Here is a 17754-nt window from a genome sequence, read left to right on the forward strand (position 1 = left end):
CCGAACTGGGCAGCCAGCTTCTCGCCGCGCTCCAGCGTGCGGTTGGCGATCATGATCTGCTTGGGGTGGCGGGCCGCTTTGGGCCGAGCGCAGGAACAGGCGCGAGACCGTGTCCATGGTCTGGCTGCGCTGGTCGGCATCGCCCTTGTGCAGCTCGGCCAGGGTGCCGTGCAGCATTTTCTGCGTGAGGCCGCGCGACAGGGCCTCCAGCACGGTGTCGATGTCTTCGCCCTTGGCCAGCAGCTTCTTGGCGCGCGCAATCTCCAGCGCACGCCATTCATCGGTCTGGGTGTTGAGCTGGCGGATCAGCGGCACCACGCCGGCCTGCGGGCGGCGCTGGTCCAGCCAGTGCATGAAGCTTTGCACGCCATGGTCGATGATGACTTCGGCCTGCTCGACCGCTGCCTGGCGCTGGGCCTGGCCCGTGCGCACCACGGTGGCCAGGTCGTCCACGGTGTAGAGGTAGACGTCGCGCAGGTCCTTGACCTCGGATTCGATATCGCGCGGCACGGCCAGATCGACCATGAACATGGGGCGGTGCTTGCGCTTCTTGAGCGCGCTTTCCACGGCGCCCAGGCCGATGATGGGCAGGCTGGACGCCGTGCAGCTGATCACGGCATCGTATTCATGCAGATGGTCGGGCAGGTCGGCCAGCCGCATGGTGCCGGCGCCGAACTGGGCAGCCAGCTTCTCGCCGCGCTCCAGCGTGCGGTTGGCGATCATGATCTGCTTGGGGTGGCGGGCCGCGAAGTGGGTGGAGACCAGCTCGATCATCTCGCCCGCGCCCACGAAGAGCACCTTGATCTGGGACAGGTCTTCGAACAGCTGGCCGGCCAGCCGCACGGCGGCAGCGGCCATGCTGATGCTGTGGGCGCCGATCTCGGTGGAGCTGCGCACTTCCTTGGCCACCGCGAAGCTGCGCTGGAACAACTGGTTCAGCGTGCTGCCCAGGGCGCCTGCGTTCTCTGCGGCGCGCACGGCATTCTTCATCTGGCCCAGGATCTGGGCCTCGCCCAGCACCATGGAATCGAGCCCGCTGGCCACGCGGAAGGCATGGCGCGCCACATGGCCGTCTTCCAGCAGATAGGAGTGCGAGCGCAGCAATTCGGACGAAATACCGCCGCTGTTGGCCAGCCAGTGCAGGGTGTGGTCCATGGCCGGCATTTCGGCCGCGCAGTAGATCTCGGTACGGTTGCAGGTGGAGAGAATGGCGGTCTCGACGGCGCTGTGCTGGCGGCCGGGGCCGGTCAGCGATTCGCGCAGGCCCTGCAGCGTGGGCACGATCTGGTCAAGCGCGAACGCGAAACGTCCCCGCATATCAAGCGGAGCCGTGTGGTGGTTGATGCCGAGTGCCCAGACTGCCATAACCCGGGATTATAAAATTTCGCGCAGTTTCAGGCATCCCTGATCACAACACCCTGGAATCGGAGCCCGCACATGGGATGGATTGCGAGTACGAATCATTGGCTGAACTTCCTGGCGCCTGCACTCTTCCTGTCGCCGGCCTTGATGTTGTGCGCGCTTTTGATCTATGGAAAATCGCAGCAATCCCTTGCCTGGTGGTTGCAGGTTGCTATCAATTTGGTTGTTGGCGCGCTGGTGTTGCTGGCCGGTTTGTGGTGGTTCGGGCGCGATGCAAAGATGGCCACCTACACCGCCCTGGTCCTCGTGATGGCGCTTTGCCAGTGGGTGCTTTCGCGCGGCTGGCGCTGATGGCTGACAGCAAAGATTGATGCAGATCAACGGAAGAGGGCGTTTCTCCCGGCGATCAGGGGCCTGAGGCTGCGGCTGGAGGCACGGCACCCGGCGCGGCCTGCTCCAGCAGCCATGCACGGAACTGCACAAACGCTTCGGAAGGCGCCCGCGCGGCCGGCCGGCACAGAAAGTAGCCGCGTTCGATGTGGACGGGTGCAGGCAAGGCAAGGGCCACGCGGCCGGCGGCCAGGTCTTCCTCCACCAGGCAGCGCTGCACCAGGGCCACGCCCATGCCGGCAGCCACGGCCTGGACCAGCAGGGCCACCAGTTCGAAGTCCGCCGCAGGCGCGGGGCAGGGCCCGGGCAGGCCGAGGTGGCTCATCCAGCGCGCCCAGTTGCCCGGATAGTTGGTGTGAAACAGCAAGGGGCGCGCAAGCACATCCGCTGCGCTGCGAATGGCTTGCGGGCCCTGCAATTCGCGCGGATGGCAGATGGGCACCAGGTCGCGGCCCACCACATAGTCGGCCACCACATGGGCGGGCCAGGGCTCGCTGCCCACGCGCAGCCAGCCGTCGATCTCGGCGGCGGACAGCGGGTCATCGCGCCGGTAGGGGGCGAACGAAAGGACGATGCCCGGATGCAGGGCATTGAATCGCGGCAGGCGTGGAATCAGCCAGTGGCTGAACAGCGTGGGCACGACCGACAACCGCAGTTGTGGGCCGAAGTGGCGCCTGCGTGCGGCGGCCGAGGCCGATTCGATGGCGTGTACGGAGGGCTCCACGGCCTGCAGGTATTCACGGCCGGCCTCGGTCAGCACGCTGCGCCGGCCCTGGCGCTCGAAAAGGGCAAAGCCCAGGTGCTCTTCCAGCCGGGCGATGGCGCGGCTGATGCCGCCCTGGGTGACATACAGCTCCTGGGCTGCCAGCGAGTAGCTGCCCAGGCGCGCCGCCGCCGCAAAGGCGTGCAGCTCGGAAAGCGAGGGAGAGTGCATGCGCATGACGGACGCAATTATGACGGTTTGTCATAGTTGCTTGCCGTCTTGTCTCTTTTCGCGCGTGCGGCGGCTGTCCAGAATCGGCGCCTGTTCCGCGAAGCCCTGCCCTGCAGCAGGCCGCTCTTTCATCCATCACGAGAGGAAACACACCATGGCAATGCGCCGCACCCTGTTGTCCAGCCTGGCCGCCTGCGCCGCCACTGCTCTTTTGGCTCCCGTCGCCTGGGCCCAGGGCCCGGCTGCCGACTATCCCAGCCGGCCGATCCGCCTGGTCGTGCCGTTTGGCGCGGGCGGCTCCACCGACATGGTGGCGCGTCTGCTGGCCGAGAAGATGAGCGTGATCCTGGGCAAGTCCGTGGTGGTGGACAACCGGGGCGGGGCGGGCGGCTCCATTGGCGCCTCCGAAATTGCGCGTGCTGCGGCCGATGGCTACACCATCGGCATGGCCACGGTGAGCACGCATGGCTCCAACCCGGCCATCTTCCGCAAGCTGCCCTACGACCCGATCAAGGACTTCGCGCCCATCACCAATGTGATGTCCGTGCCCAGCGTGTTCGTGATCAACGCCAGCGTGCCCGCCAAGACCATGAAGGAGTTCATCGCCCTGGCCAAGGCCAACCCGGGCAAGTACAGCTTTGCCTCGCCGGGCACAGGTTCCCTGGGCCACGCCAACATCGAGAATTTCATGAACCTGGCCGGTATCGACCTGCTGCACATCCCCTACAAGGGCGCGGGCCAGGCCATCACCGACGCGCTGGGCGGCCAGGTCAATGCCATGACGGACAACCTGCCCTCCACGCTGCCCCACATCAAGGACGGCAAGCTGCGCCCGCTGGCCGTGCTGGCCTTCAAGCGCGCCGACGTGCTGCCCGACGTGCCCACCTACACCGAGCTGGGCTTCCCACAGATGGGCGACGGCGGCTGGTTCGGCCTGGTCGCACCTGCCGGCACGCCGCGCCCCATCATCGACAAGCTCAATGCGGCTGCGCACAAGGCCATGGCCATGCCTGACTACCTGGAAAAGCAAAAATCCATCTCGGGCGAGTCCATGGGCAACACGCCCGAGGAATTTGCCAAGCAGATCAAGGCCGCCATCGAGCGCTACACGGCCGTGGCCAAGCGCGCCAACATCAAGCTCGACTGATGGACCGCATGGCACAGACCGATTTTCTGCGCCCCCGGCCGGACACCCCGGTCGTGGTGCATCCCGCCACCGGCGAGGTGCTGCCCATCGTCTGCGACTCGCCGCACAGCGGCACGTCCTATCCCGAGGATTTCGGCCATGCCGTGCCCATGTCCCTGCTGCGCCGTGGCGAGGACACGCATGTGGCCGCGCTCTGGGATCAGTGGCCCGCGCATGGCGCAACGCTGATCGAGGCCACCTTTCCGCGCACCTACATCGATCCCAACCGCAGCGAGGCCGACCTGGACCCCGCCCAGATCGACGGCCAGTGGCCCGTGCCCCTGGCGCCCAGCGTCAAGACCCGCCAGGGCCTGGGCCTGATCTGGCAGCGCATCAGCCGGGACGGCGTGGCCACGCCGCTGTATGAACGCCCGCGCACGGTGGCCGAGGTGGAGCACCGCATCGCGCGCTACTGGCGTCCCTACCATGCGGCGCTGGCGCAGGCCATCGATGACAGCGTGCAGCGCTTTGGCGGCGTCTGGCATCTGAACCTGCACTCCATGCCCAACGATGTCTACAAGCGCCTGGGCCGCACCGACGCGCCGCCGCTGGCCGACTTCGTGCTGGGCGACCGCGACGGCACGACCTGCGCGCCCGAGTTCATCCAGCTGGTGGGCGAGACGCTGGCGGGCTTTGGCTACAGCGTGGCCTACAACGAGCCCTACAAGGGCGTGGAGCTGATCGGCCGCATAGGCCAGCCGCACCTGGGCCGGCACAGCCTGCAGATCGAGATCCGCCGGCCGGTCTACATGGACGAGGACACGCGCGAGCCCAACGCGGGCTTCGAGCCGCTGCGCGGCCATCTGCGTGAGCTGATGGCCGTGGTTGCGGCGCATGTGCGCGCTGAAATGGCCGGGCGAGGCTAGGCCGGGCTGGCGGGGTCGCCGGGCATGGGCGGCGTGCCTGGCGTGCCCGGCACGCCTGTCACCACCGGCGCCGCCACCGAGGTGGTGGCCGGTGGCGACAGGTACAGGCCCGCGCCCTTGAGCGATGCCAGGATGCTGAACAGCACATCGCTGCGCACCCCGCCCGCATTGCGCGGGTTGCCCACGTAGCCGATGGCCAGGAAGGTCAGCGTGCCGTTGGCAATGCCTTCGAGCTGCACCAGAGGCTCGGGCGTGTCCAGGATGCCTTCATGCGTGCGAAAGGCCTCCAATATCAGGGTCCGCATGCGTTCGGCATCGGTGTCCAGCGGCGCGGGCAGGCGCAGCAGCACGCGCCCGGGCGCGCCGGCCAGCGTCATGTTGCGCACGGTCTTGGTGATGAATTCCGAGTTGGGCACGATGACGGTGGAGCGGTCGCCCAGCTGGATCTCGGTGGCGCGCACGTTGACGCGGCGCACGTCGCCCTCGGTATCGCCCAGCACCACCCAGTCGCCCACTTTCACGGGCCGCTCGGCCAGCAGGATCAGGCCCGAGATGAAGTTCTGCACGATGGCCTGCAGGCCAAAGCCAATGCCCACCGACAGCGCGCTGGCCACCCAGGCAATGCGCTCCACGCTGATGCCCAGCCCCGCCAGCGCCACGGCCACCACGAAGATGCCGCCCACATAGCCCAGCAGCGTGGTGATGGAGCTGCGCATGCCCGGCTCCAGCGAGGTGTTGGGGAAGTAGCGGTCCGTCAGCCAGCGCTTGATCACGCGGATCACGATCAGGCCCGTGACGATCACGGCGAATGCGGTGAACAGGGCCTGCGGTGCCATGGTGAAGTCGCCCACCTTGAGGCTGTGGTTCACCGTGCTGCCGCGGCGAAACACCTCGTCCGGCCCCGTGCCCAGCGGGGCCAGCAGGGCGATCACCATGTAGAACAACAGGGCCACGCGCAGCAGGCCCGAGACCAGCACCGAGGCCTGGTCCAGCAGCCGGCCCTCAATGCCCAGGCTCTGGTTCAGCCGGGTGCCGAAACTGCCCTTGGACGACAGCAGGGCCTCGCACAGATCGTCGCCCAGCTGGAACAGCAGGTAGGTGGTGGCAAAGACCACGCCGGTCCACACCATCTGGCGCGCCAACGTTCCGGCCAGCGCCACGTAGCCGGTCACGGCCAGCGCAATGGTGGCAATGCTGGCCACCGCCGCACAGGCCACGAGCAGACCCACCCACAAGGGCCGTGGCGGCGCAGGCTCTGCCTGGGCGCCGTCTTCCTGCGCGACCGGCGCCGGCGCGCGCAGATGCCGCAGGGCCAGCATGACCACGGCCGAAATCAGCAGGGCCGACAGGGCGTGCACCGTGACCTCGGCGGCCAGGCTGGCGCCGATGATGGCGTTGACCTCGGTCACCAGGCCGTTGAGCGCGGCTCCGGCGGCAATCCACCAGGGATAGGGGCTGAGCCGCTCGGCCAGCTCGTCCGACACGCCGGGCAGGCGCCAGGAACTGCGCCTGCGCGACAGCAGGGTCTGGCCCAGCGACACCACAAAGGCGCCGAACAGCGTGACCTGCACACTGGCCTTGGCCAGCGCGTCCAGCGATTCGCTGAAGCCATCGCCGGCCTTGAGCACGCTCCAGGCCAGTTGCGCTGCCAGGCCGATCAGCAGCGTGTTGATCAGCACGGTGGCCGCCGCGCGCAACGAGCGGCGCAGGCGGCCGCTGGGCAGGCGCGCGGGCGCGGCGCGCACCAGCAGACGCTCGGCCAGCCAAGGGCCGAGCAGGGCGATCAGCAAGGCGGCGGCCAGGCTGGCGATGAAGCCGCCCCGGCGATCGGACGCCATGGTGGAGGCGACGGCCTGGCGCAGCTCGCGCCCCAGGCCCTGCAGGCGCGCCGCGTCCAAAGGCGCGGCAGCGCGCAGGTTGCGCCAGAAGGGGCGGCCCAGCGGTGAATCTGTGCGGGCCGTCAGTGCGGCCTGGAATTGTTCGCGGCGCTGGCGTATCAGCTCGTTGCCGCGCTGGTCGGCATCGACCGACACCAGCCGCGCGAGCTTGAGTTCGGAATCCACGGCGCTGCGCTGCCTGGCCAGGCTGGCGCGCTGCTCGGCCACATCGGGCGCATCGGCAGGGGCGCCTTTTTCGGGCGCGGGGCCCAGGCCGGCCAGGCGCGAATCGATGTCGGCCAGTTCCTCGGTGCGGCGGGCTGCGACTTGGTCGGCCGCCGTGCCTATGGCCGCAGCCTCGTCCAGCAGCTTGCGGCCGTCATCGTCCTCGGCCAGCTTGCGGGGAATGGCGTCCAGCTGCTTGCGCAGATCGTCCACGCTGGGCAGGGCCGGCCGGCCGTCGGGCGCCGCCGTGGCCGCCGCTGCCGTGCGGTCCTGCGCATGGGCCGGAGCGGGCACGGTGAGGACCAGCATGGCCAGGACCATCAGGCCGGCGGCAAGGCATTGGCGCAAGGCCTGCGCCCACGTAGGGCGCAGCGGGAGAGGGCACGGGCGGGGCGGTGTCATGGACGCACATTGTGCGGCGGGCCGCCGCGACGGTTGTTTCCAAAGGTCCGGCCCCGCCAGCCAGCAGCCGTCTCAGCGCGAGGCGGGACTGAACATATCGACACGGTCGGTGATGACGCCGTCCGTGCCCAGGTCGATCAGGCGCTGCGCGGCCCATTCATCGTTGACCGTATAGCTGCTGCAGCGCAGGCCCGCGCCATGCACCTTGGCGACCAGTGCGGCATCCCACAGCGCATGGTTGAGCACCATGGCCGCGCAGCCCAGGTCCAGCGCGGTGCGCAGGTCGGCGTCGCCCGTGGCATCGGCCAGCTTGTCCACCAGCAGGCCCCGCGGAATGTGCGGTGCCGTGTCGCGTGCGCCCTTGAGCGCATCGGTCTTGAACGAGGTGAACAGCGGCTGGATGCAGTCCCTGGGCCAGATGCGGTTCATCAGCTCGCCCGTGGCGCGGCCCGTGGCCTCTTCCTGGCCGGGCGTGGGCTTGATTTCCACGTTCAGGAAGAAGTGGTTGGCCAGGCACCAGCGGGCCAGGGCTTCCAGCGTGGGCAGGGCCTCTCCCGCAAAGGCGCGCGAGTGCCAGCTGCCGGCGTCCAGCTGGGCGATTTCGCCCATGGACAGGTCGCCACCCGTGCCGTGGCCGTTGGTGGTGCGCTCCAGCGTGGCGTCGTGCATCAGGAACAGCACGCCGTCGGCAGACAGCTTGGCATCGCACTCGAACATGCGATAGCCGTGCGCGGCGCCCAGGCGGAAGGCGGCCATGGTGTTCTCGGGCGCCAGCTTGCCAGCGCCACGGTGGGCCACCCACAGGGGGTAGGGCCAGGATTTCAGGTTCTCGGTCATGGCGAGTCCGTCAAAAGAAGGGAGCTTGGATGGAAAAAGAGAGCCTCTGGGGCTCTCTTGGAAAAGGTCGGAGAGCCGGCCTTCAGGGGATCAGATCCGCTTTCCGGATTCTGCGTCGAACCAGTGCAGGCGACGCTCTTCGGAAGGACGCACGCGCATGGTCTCGCCGGACTTGGGGAAGGGCGCGCCTTCGTCGATGCGCACCGTCATCGTCTCGCCATTGAGCGAACCATAGACCAGGCGCTCGGCACCCAGCATTTCAACGGTGTCCACCTTGATTTCCCAGCCGCCTTCGCTGACGACGACCAGGTGCTCGGGGCGGATGCCCAGGATGCGGCCGGCCGTGCCGCCGGGCGCGTTCTTGAGCAGGTTCATCGGGGGCGAGCCGATGAAGCTGGCCACGAAGGTGGAGGCGGGCGTGTGGTAGACCTCTTCGGGCGTGCCGAACTGCTCCATCACGCCGCCGTTCATGACGATCATGCGCTGGGCCAGGGTCATGGCCTCGACCTGGTCGTGGGTCACGAACAGGCTGGTGATGCCCAGCTCGGCGTGCAGCTTCTGGATCTCGATGCGGGTCTGGCCGCGCAGCTTGGCGTCCAGGTTGGACAGCGGCTCGTCGAACAGGAAGACCTTGGGCTGGCGCACGATGGCGCGGCCCATGGCCACGCGCTGGCGCTGGCCACCCGACAGCTGGCGCGGCTTGCGGTCCAGCAGGTGCGACAGCTCCAGGATCTTGGCGGCCTTGTCCACGCGGCGCTTGATCTCCTCGGGCGGCACCTTGGCGATCTTCAGGCCGTAGGCCATGTTCTCGTAGTTCGACATATGCGGGTACAGCGCATAGTTCTGGAACACCATGGCGATGTCGCGCTTGGCCGGTTCCACGTCGTTGACCACCTTGTCGCCGATCAGCAACTGGCCGTCGGAGATCTCCTCCAGGCCCGCCACCATGCGCAGCAGGGTGGACTTGCCGCAGCCCGAAGGGCCGACGATGACGACGAACTCGCCGTCCTTGATTTCGGCGTTGACGCCGTGCAGTACCTGGTTGGCCGACGGGCCCTGGCCGTAGCGCTTGATCAGGTTGCGAAAGGAAATGGATGCCATACGAAGATTCTGGTTGAGTCGCAGAGCGAAGGGCGCTGGCGCTTGCTCTGCGGGGTTCTATACGGTGGGTTGGGGCGGCGGCGAGCGGTTTACTTTTCGGTGTCCACCAGGCCCTTGACGAACCAGCGCTGCATCAGGATCACCACGGCGGCGGGCGGCAGCATGGCCAGCAGGGCCGTCGCCATCACCACGTTCCAGTCATTGCCGGTATCGCCGCTGGCCACCATGCGCTTGATGCCGATGACCACGGGGTACATGTCTTCCGAGGTGGTCACGAGCAGCGGCCACAGGTACTGGTTCCAGCCGTAGATGAACTGGATCACGAACAGCGCCGCGATCGAGGTCTTGGACAGCGGCACCAGCACATCCTTGAAGAAGCGCATGGGGCCTGCGCCGTCGATGCGGGCGGCCTCCACCAGCTCGTCCGGCACCGTCAGGAAGAACTGGCGGAACAGGAAGGTGGCCGTGGCCGAGGCGATCAGCGGAATCGTCAGGCCGGCGTAGCTGTTGAGCATGCCCAGCGTGGAGACGACTTCGTAGGTGGGGCCGATGCGCACTTCCACGGGCAGCATCAGGGTCACGAAGATCAGCCAGAAGCAGATCTTCTTGAACGGGAAGCGGAAGTACACCAGCGCGAAGGCCGACAGCAGCGAGATCGCGATCTTGCCCACGGTGATCACCATGGCCGAGACGAAGCTGATCCACATCATGCGTGCCACGGGCGCGCTGGAGCCGGGGCCCGAGCCACCGAACAGCGCGGCCTTGTAGGTTTCCCAGAAGTTGCTGCCGGGCACCAGGGGCATGGGCACCTGGATGATGTCCTGCGGCGTGTGCGTGGAGGCCACGAAGGCCAGGTACAGCGGAAAGCCGACGATGATCACGCCCAGCACCATGATCAGGTGCGAGAAAAAGGAGAGAAGGGGACTGCGTTCAACCATGATCAGTACTGCACTTTCTTCTCAACATAGCGGAACTGGATCACCGTGAGTGCGACCACGATCACCATCAGCACGACGGATTGGGCAGCCGAGCCGCTCATGTCCATGGCCTTGAAGCCGTCGTGATAGACCTTGTAGACCAGGATGGAGGTGTCCTGTCCCGGACCGCCCTGGGTCGTGGCGTCCACGATGCCGAAGGTGTCGAAGAATGCGTAGACCACGTTCATCACCAGCAGGAAGAACGTGGTGGGCGACAGCAGCGGGAACTGGATGTCCCAGAAGCGGCGCATGGGGCCCGCGCCGTCGATGGCGGCGGCCTCGATCAGCGACTTGGGGATGGACTGCAGGCCCGCAAGGAAGAACAGGAAGTTGTAGGAAATCTGCTTCCAGATCGCGGCGATGACGATCAGCGTCATGGCGTTGCCGGAGTTCAGCAGGTGGTTCCAGTCATAGCCGATCATGCGCAGCGCATAGGCCACGACGCCGATGGACGGCGAGAACATGAACACCCACAGCACACCCGCCACGGCGGGCGCAACGGCATAGGGCAGCAGCAAGGCGGTCTTGTAGGCAAGCGCGCCCTTGATCACGCGGTCCGCAAAGATGGCCAGCATCAGCGACAGCGCAATGCCGAACACCGCCACCAGCACGGAAAAGATGGCCGTGGTCTTGAACGAGGCCAGGTAGGCGGGGTCATCCAGCAGGTGCTGGAAGTTGGCAAACCCCACCCATTCGGTGGAGAAGCCAAACGTATCCTGCGCCTGGAACGACTGCACGATGGCCTGGCCTGCGGGCCAGAAAAAGAAGACCAGCACGATGACCATCTGTGGTGCTATCAGCAACCACGGCAGCCAGGCGGATCGAAAAAGAACGCGTTTTTCCATGACGGAACTCGGTAGAACAAAACAGCCCGCAAACCGGATGGCCGTGGGGCCGCCGGTTGCGGGCCTGTGATGCACGGTGCGGGCTGCCTGCGCAGCGGCCACACCGCAGATCACATGGGAGGATTACTTGTTGGCCCGGGCGAAGCGGCCCAGTTGCTCGTTGCCACGGGTGACAGCGGTGTCCAGGGCTTGCTGGGGAGTCTTCTTGCCAGTCCAGATCTGTTCGGTTTCCTCATCGATGATGGTGCGGATCTGAACGAAGTTGCCCAGGCGGATGCCGCGCGACTTGTCGGTGGTCTTGCGGATCATCTGCGTCACGGCGGTGTCGGTGCCGGGATGCTTTTCGTAGAAGCCCGATGCCTCGGTCAGCTTGTACGCAGCGGTGGTCACGGGCAGGTAGCCGGTGCGCTGGTGGCTGGCGGACTGGATCTTGGTGTTGTTCAGGAAGTTGAAGAAGTCAGCCACGCCCTTGTAGCGTTCGGCGCTCTTGCCGGCCATCACCCACAGGGAGGCACCGCCGATGGCCGTGTTCTGGGGCGCGCCCTTCACATCGGCGTAGTAGGGCAGTTGCGACTGGCCGAAGGCGAACTTGCCTTCCTTGACCACGCGGGCATACAGGCCGGAGGAGCCGGTGATCATCGCGCACTCGCCGGAAGCGAAGGCGGCGTCAGGCACGTTGCCGCGGCCCTTGTAGACGAAGCTGCCATCCTTGGCGGCCTTGGCCAGGTTCTCGAAGTGCTTGACGTGCAGCGGCGAGTTGAACACCAGCTTGGCATCGGTGCCGTCAAAGCCGTTGTTCTTGGTCGCGTACAGGGTGTTGTGCCACAGCGAGAAGCTCTCCAGCTGGGTCCAGCTCATCCAGCTCGTGGTCAGTGCGCAGCGGTGGCCCGAGGCCTTGAGCTTTTCGGCGGCGGCGAACACTTCGGGCCAGGTCTTGGGCGGCTTGTTCTCGTCCAGGCCTGCCTTCTTGAAGGCGTCCTTGTTGTAGTAGAAGATGGTGGTCGAGCTGTTGAGCGGGTAGCTCATCATCTGGCCGTTGGGGGCGGTGTAGTAGCCGGCCACGGCGGAGATGTACTCGCCCTGGTCGAACTTGAAGCCGCCGTCGTTCATGATCTTGGTGACGGGCACCACGGCGCCCTTGGAGGCCATCATGGTGGCCGTGCCCACTTCGAAGACCTGCAGGATGTCAGGCGCGTTGCCGGCGCGGAACGCGGCGATGGCGGCCGTCATCGACTCGTCATACTGGCCCTTGTACGTCGGCACGATCTTGTACTGGGTCTGGCTGGCGTTGTACTCCTTGGCCAGGTCGTTCACCCAGTCGCCCAGGGCTGCGCTCATCGAGTGCCACCACTGGATTTCGGTTTGGGCTTGTGCCGAGATGGTGGTGGCCGCGATCGCGGCTGCCATGGCCAGTTGCTTCAGTTGCATGAGGACTCCTCTAGTTCGGTGACGGTTTCAGACCGCTGCCACGGTAAGGCAGGGGCATGACATGTCTGTGTCATTGTTTTCGGATGCTTCGTACCGCACTACAGGCCAAACCCGGTGAGCCGCTGGTCCCGTATGTCAGTCGTGTGACAAAAAATGACACGCGAAGCGGCGCTATTTTAGGTCAATACCATTTCGTTTCAAAAGCCGGGTTGTTCGTATTGGCTCGTTTGTGCTCTTTCTGTATAAGGCACATCCACCGGGCTCCGCAAGATCACGCCCCGTTGGCGAGGGCTGGCTTCGCGGGCCGAGACGGCGCGCCGTCCAGAGCCCCGTGGGAAGCGCATCCTCGGGGCGCTCGCTTAAAATTGCGCTCCCACTTGGCTTAGCGGCGCCCCGAGAGCGCCAGACACGGTCTACCCCATGAATGTACCGATTGCGTTGGCAGCCCTGCAGGCACAGGCTGCCGAACCTGCACGTCTGCGAGAGATTCCCTACAACTACACCTCGTTTTCCGATCGCGAGATCGTGATCCGCCTGCTGGGCACGTCCATGTGGGATGTGCTCAACCAGCTGCGCCAGGAGCGGCGCACGGGCCGCTCTGCCCGCATGCTCTACGAGGTGCTGGGGGACATCTGGGTCGTTCAGCGCAATCCCTACCTGCAGGACGACCTGCTGCACAGTCCCGACCGCCGCAAGTCGCTGGTGGAGGCCCTGGAGCACCGCCTGGGCGAGATCGACAAGCGCCGTGCTCCGCAGCAGGACCCCGTGCGCGATGCGCTGGTGGGCCAGCTGGTGGATGCGGCGCGGCGCGCCGTGCATGAGTTCAACGCCACCTTCGTCGAGGCCGAGCAACTGCGCCGCCGGGTGCAAAAGAGCCTGGGCCGCCACACGGCCAAGGACAACATCAAGTTCGACGGCCTGTCGCGCGTGGCCCATGTGACGGACGCCACCGATTGGCGCGTCGAATACCCCTTCGTGGTGCTCACGCCTGATACCGAAGCCGAGATGGCCGCCCTGGTGCGTGCCTGTATCGAGCTGCGCCTGACCATCATTCCGCGCGGCGGCGGCACGGGCTACACGGGCGGCGCGATCCCGCTGACCTGGCGCAGCGTGGTGATCAACACCGAAAAGCTCGAAGCCATGACCGAGGTGGAGATGCGCCGCATTCCCGGCGTGGACCACGAGGTGCCCACCATCTTCACCGAAGCCGGCGTGGTCACGCAGCGCGTGGCTGATGCGGCCGAGCGCGCGGGCTTCGTCTTCGCCGTGGACCCCACATCGGCCGAGGCCTCTTGCATCGGCGGCAATGTCGCCATGAATGCGGGCGGCAAGAAGGCCGTGCTCTGGGGTACGGCGCTGGACAACCTGGTGTCCTGGCGCATGGTCACGCCCGATGCACAGTGGCTGGAAGTCACGCGCGTGGGCCACAACCTCGGCAAGATCCATGACGCCGAGATGGCCAGCTTCGAGCTGCAGTACTTCGAGGCCGACGGCAAGACCCCCATCCGCAGCGAGCGCCTGGACATTCCCGGCCAGAAATTCCGCAAGGAAGGCCTGGGCAAGGACGTGACCGACAAGTTCCTGTCGGGCCTGCCGGGCATCCAGAAGGAAGGCTGCGACGGCCTGATCACCAGCGCGCGCTGGGTGGTGCACCGCATGCCCGAGCACACGCGCACGGTCTGCATGGAGTTCTTCGGCAACGCCAAGGACGCCGTGCCCAGCATCGTCGAGATCAAGGACTTCATGTTCGCCGAGCAAAAGCGCTCGGGCGTGCTGCTGGCCGGCCTGGAACACCTGGACGACCGCTACCTGAAGGCCGTGGGCTACGCCACCAAGAGCAAGAAGGGCAACGGCCATCTGCCCAAGATGGTGCTGCTGGGCGACATTGCCGGCGACAACGCCGACGATGTGGCCCGCGTGGCCGCCGAGGTGGTGCGCATTGCCAACTCGCGCAACGGCGAAGGCTTCACGGCCGTCAGCGCCGAGGCGCGCAAGAAATTCTGGCTGGACCGCAAGCGCACGGCCGCTATCTCGCGCCACACCAACGCCTTCAAGATCAATGAAGACGTGGTGATCCCGCTGCCCCGCATGTGGGAGTACACGGACGGCATCGAGCGCATCAACATCGAACTGTCGCTGCGCAACAAGCTCAAGCTGTGCGATGCGCTGACGGACTTCTTCCAGCACGGCGACCTGCCGCTGGGCAAGCAGGACGATGCGGGCGACATCCCCTCGGCCGAGCTGCTGGAGGACCGCGTGCAGCAGGCCCTGGCTCTGGTGGCCGACGTGCGCACGCTGTGGCAGGGCTGGCTGGACGATGTCGAGAACCTTTTCCCGCAGCTGCAGGACCATACGCTGCGCGCCAGCTGGAAGACCCAGCTGAAGGCGCCCATGGCCCAGATCTTCGCGGGCGCGGCCTTCCAGCCGCTGCTGGCCGAAGTCAACGCCATCCACCAGCGCGTGCTCAAGGGCCGTGTCTGGGTGGCGCTGCACATGCACGCTGGCGACGGCAACGTGCACACCAACATTCCGGTCAACAGCGACGACTACGAGATGCTGCAGACCGCCCATGAGGCCGTGGCACGCATCATGGTGCTTGCGCGCCATCTGGACGGCGTGATCTCGGGCGAGCACGGCATCGGCATCACCAAGCTGGAGTTCCTCAGCGACGACGAGCTGGCGCCCTTTGCCGCCTACAAGCAGCGCGTGGACCCCGAAGGCCGCTTCAACAAGGGCAAGCTGATCCGCAACGAGAAGCTGCAGGCCGTGGTGGGCCAGAGCCATGACGGCCGCTCGCCGCGCGAATCGCTGATGTTCGCCGACCTGACCAACGCCTACACGCCCAGCTTCGGCCTGATGGGGCACGAGTCGCTGATCATGCAGCAGAGCGACATCGGCGCCATCGCCGACTCGGTCAAGGACTGCCTGCGCTGCGGCAAGTGCAAGCCCGTGTGCGCCACCCACGTGCCGCGCGCCAACCTGCTGTACAGCCCGCGCAACAAGATCCTGGCGACCTCGCTGCTGGTCGAGGCCTTCCTCTACGAGGAGCAGACGCGCCGCGGCGTTTCGCTGCGCCACTGGCAGGAGTTCGAGGACGTGTCGGACCACTGCACGGTCTGCCACAAGTGCTTCAACCCCTGCCCGGTCAAGATCGACTTCGGCGACGTGACCATGAACATGCGCAACCTGCTGCGCAAGATGGACAAGAAGAGCTTCAGGCCCGGCAACAAGCTGGCCATGGCCATGCTCAACGCCACCAATCCGGACACCATCAAGTTCATGCGCTCGGCCATGGTCGGCGTGGGCTTCAAGGCCCAGCGCCTGGCCTCCGACGTGCTGCACAGCCTGGCCAGGAAGCAGACCCAGCGTCCACCGGCCTCGGTGGGGCGTGCTCCCCTCAAGGAGCAGGTGATCCACTTCGTCAACAAGAAGCTGCCCGGCGGCCTGCCCAACAAGACGGCGCGCGCTCTGCTGGACATCGAGGACAAGGACTACGTGCCCATCATCCGCAGCCCGCAGAGCACGAGCGCGGACACCGAGGCGGTGTTCTACTTCCCCGGCTGCGGCTCCGAGCGCCTGTTCAGCCAGGTGGGCCTGGCCACCCAGGCCATGCTCTGGCATGCCGGCGTGCAGACCGTGCTGCCACCCGGCTACCTGTGCTGCGGCTATCCCCAGCGCGGCAGCGGCCAGTTCGACAAGGCCGAGAAGATGATCACGGACAACCGCGTGCTCTTCCACCGCGTCGCCACCACGCTCAACTACCTGGACATCAAGACCGTGGTGGTCAGCTGCGGCACCTGCTACGACCAGTTGCAGGGCTACGAGTTCGGCAAGATCTTCCCGGGCAGCCGCATCATCGACATCCACGAATACCTGCTGGAAAAGGGCGTGACGCTGCAGGGCAAGGAGGGCTACCTCTACCACGACCCCTGCCACTCGCCCATGAAGCTGCAGGACCCGATGAAGACCGTCAAGGCGCTGGTCGGCGACGGCGTGGTCAAGAGCGAGCGCTGCTGCGGCGAATCGGGCACGCTGGGCGTCACGCGCCCCGACATCTCCACGCAGATCCGTTTCCGCAAGGAAGAGGAACTCAAGAAGGGCGAGGCCGCGCTGCGCGCCAGCGGCGCCCTGGCCGAGAAGGACAACGTGAAGATCCTCACCAGCTGCCCCAGCTGCCTGCAGGGCCTGTCGCGCTACGGTGGCGACATGAACAACGGCCTGCTGGAAGCAGACTACATCGTGGTCGAGATGGCGCGCCAGATCCTGGGCGAGAACTGGATGGCCGAGTACGTGCAGCGCGCCAACGCCGGCGGCATCGAACGGGTTCTGGTCTGATGGCTGCTCCCGCTTCCTGCCCTCTGTGCGCCACAGAAGGCGGCGTGCCCATCTGGCGCGGCCGGCGCCTGCGAGTGATCCGCGCGCAGGAAGAAGGCTTTCCGGCCTTCTACCGCGTGGTCTGGAATGCGCATGCAGCCGAGTTCTCCGACCTGGACGCCGCCGACCGCCAGCACTGCATGGATGCCGTGGTCGTGGTCGAGCGCGTCTTGCGTGAGCGCCTTGCGCCGGCCAAGATCAACCTGGCGGCACTGGGCAACATGGTGCCGCACCTGCACTGGCATGTGATTGCGCGCTTTGACTGGGACAGCCATTTCCCGGGCGCGGTCTGGGCCCCGGCCCAGCGCCCGCGCAATGGCGAGCGCGAGGCCGAGGTGGCAGCGCGCTTGCCAGCCATAGACACGGCGCTGGTCCAGGCACTCGATGCCTGGCAGCAGCACCCCGCCACTGAATGAGGAGCACCGCATGGCCGGCCTGACCCCTGACACCCCAACCCCCGAAGCCCTGACCGTGCACGGCGCATCGCGCGTGCTGGAAGTGGCCTACTCCGACGGTGCAAGCTTTCGCATCCCCTTCGAGCTGCTGCGCGTGTACTCGCCCTCGGCCGAAGTCCAGGGCCATGGCCCGGGCCAGGAAGTGCTGCAGACGGGCAAGCGCGAGGTGTCCATCACGGCCATCGAGCCCGTGGGCAACTACGCCATCAAGCCCTTCTTCAGCGACGGGCATGAAAGTGGCCTGTACACCTGGGAATACCTCTACGAACTGGGCCGCCGCCAGGACGAGTTCTGGGCGCAGTACCTGGACCGGCTGCAGGAGTCCGGCATGGACCGCGACACGCCCATGCCCGGCAAGGCCAGCGGCGGCGGACACGGCTGCGGCAGCCACTGACGCCGCGCACGGGTGCGCGCTGTATGGCGCCGTTCCCCTCGCACCACATTCCGGACCTCTGTACGGCACAGGGTTATTGGGGGTGGTGCTATATTTAAAAT

The 17754-nt window shown here is 66.4% G+C and carries 14 protein-coding genes; 6 read left to right on the top strand and 8 right to left on the bottom strand.

From position 1 onward, the window contains the following. The coding region (hemA, locus tag BW39_RS25545; RefSeq protein ID WP_235264285.1) for a glutamyl-tRNA reductase at positions 1-1365 on the bottom strand (1365 nt) is incomplete at its 3' end. Positions 1366-1437: 72 nt separating this feature from the next. Between hemA and BW39_RS25550 the strand changes: the two genes are divergently transcribed. Further along, the gene (locus tag BW39_RS25550) at positions 1438-1713 is read left to right on the top strand and encodes a hypothetical protein (protein ID WP_013800828.1); all 276 of its coding nucleotides are present in this window, start codon (positions 1438-1440) and stop codon (positions 1711-1713) included. Between the two features lie 55 nt (positions 1714-1768). On the opposite strand, the gene BW39_RS25555 is transcribed toward BW39_RS25550, so the two are convergent. Then, positions 1769-2692 (bottom strand): LysR substrate-binding domain-containing protein, encoded by a 924-nt coding sequence (locus tag BW39_RS25555; protein ID WP_043824944.1) that lies wholly within the window; start codon positions 2690-2692, stop codon positions 1769-1771. A 148-nt stretch (positions 2693-2840) separates the two neighbouring features. On the opposite strand from BW39_RS25555, the gene BW39_RS25560 reads away from it, so the two are divergent. Together BW39_RS25560 and BW39_RS25565 are read left to right on the top strand one after the other, a co-directional pair. Continuing rightward, positions 2841-3833 carry a tripartite tricarboxylate transporter substrate binding protein BugE gene (locus BW39_RS25560; protein WP_012207270.1) on the top strand — a complete coding sequence of 331 codons (993 nt, stop codon included), beginning with the start codon at positions 2841-2843 and terminating at the stop codon, positions 3831-3833. After that, on the top strand, positions 3833-4738 hold the full coding sequence (locus BW39_RS25565) for an N-formylglutamate amidohydrolase (RefSeq protein WP_013800830.1): 906 nt from the start codon (positions 3833-3835) through the stop codon (positions 4736-4738). The genes BW39_RS25560 and BW39_RS25565 overlap by 1 nt, the downstream gene beginning before the upstream one ends. Here the strand turns inward: BW39_RS25565 and BW39_RS25570 are convergent. The 6 genes from BW39_RS25570 to ugpB form a co-directional block, all read right to left on the bottom strand. After that, complete coding sequence (locus BW39_RS25570; protein ID WP_043824946.1) at positions 4735-7161, bottom strand: DUF3772 domain-containing protein; 2427 nt, start codon at positions 7159-7161, stop codon at positions 4735-4737. The two genes, BW39_RS25565 and BW39_RS25570, sit on opposite strands and share 4 nt — an antisense overlap. A gap of 153 nt (positions 7162-7314) precedes the next feature. Further along, positions 7315-8079, bottom strand: coding sequence for a glycerophosphodiester phosphodiesterase (gene ugpQ, locus BW39_RS25575; protein ID WP_043824947.1), 765 nt, complete (start codon positions 8077-8079; stop codon positions 7315-7317). Positions 8080-8169: 90 nt separating this feature from the next. Beyond that, complete coding sequence (ugpC, locus tag BW39_RS25580) at positions 8170-9180, bottom strand: sn-glycerol-3-phosphate ABC transporter ATP-binding protein UgpC (protein ID WP_034396898.1); 1011 nt, start codon at positions 9178-9180, stop codon at positions 8170-8172. Positions 9181-9269: 89 nt separating this feature from the next. Beyond that, positions 9270-10118 (bottom strand): sn-glycerol-3-phosphate ABC transporter permease UgpE, encoded by an 849-nt coding sequence (gene ugpE / locus BW39_RS25585; protein WP_012207265.1) that lies wholly within the window; start codon positions 10116-10118, stop codon positions 9270-9272. Between the two features lie 2 nt (positions 10119-10120). Beyond that, positions 10121-11002: a sn-glycerol-3-phosphate ABC transporter permease UgpA gene (ugpA, locus tag BW39_RS25590; RefSeq protein WP_012207264.1), complete on the bottom strand. Its 882-nt coding sequence runs from the start codon at positions 11000-11002 to the stop codon at positions 10121-10123. A gap of 123 nt (positions 11003-11125) precedes the next feature. After that, complete coding sequence (gene ugpB, locus BW39_RS25595) at positions 11126-12430, bottom strand: sn-glycerol-3-phosphate ABC transporter substrate-binding protein UgpB (RefSeq protein ID WP_013800834.1); 1305 nt, start codon at positions 12428-12430, stop codon at positions 11126-11128. A gap of 420 nt (positions 12431-12850) precedes the next feature. On the opposite strand from ugpB, the gene BW39_RS25600 reads away from it, so the two are divergent. The 3 genes from BW39_RS25600 to BW39_RS25610 are packed head-to-tail and all read left to right on the top strand — an operon-like array spanning position 12851 to position 17653. Continuing rightward, complete coding sequence (locus tag BW39_RS25600) at positions 12851-16765, top strand: DUF3683 domain-containing protein (RefSeq protein ID WP_043824948.1); 3915 nt, start codon at positions 12851-12853, stop codon at positions 16763-16765. Next, positions 16765-17220 (top strand): HIT family protein, encoded by a 456-nt coding sequence (locus BW39_RS25605; RefSeq protein ID WP_043824950.1) that lies wholly within the window; start codon positions 16765-16767, stop codon positions 17218-17220. Before BW39_RS25600 ends, BW39_RS25605 begins: the two co-directional genes overlap by 1 nt. A 10-nt stretch (positions 17221-17230) precedes the next feature. Next, complete coding sequence (locus tag BW39_RS25610; RefSeq protein ID WP_013800837.1) at positions 17231-17653, top strand: gamma-butyrobetaine hydroxylase-like domain-containing protein; 423 nt, start codon at positions 17231-17233, stop codon at positions 17651-17653. Positions 17654-17754: the final 101 nt, after the last annotated feature.

The sequence above is a fragment of the Delftia sp. RIT313 genome (genome assembly GCF_000632165.1).
Lineage (GTDB): Bacteria > Pseudomonadota > Gammaproteobacteria > Burkholderiales > Burkholderiaceae_C > Comamonas > Comamonas acidovorans.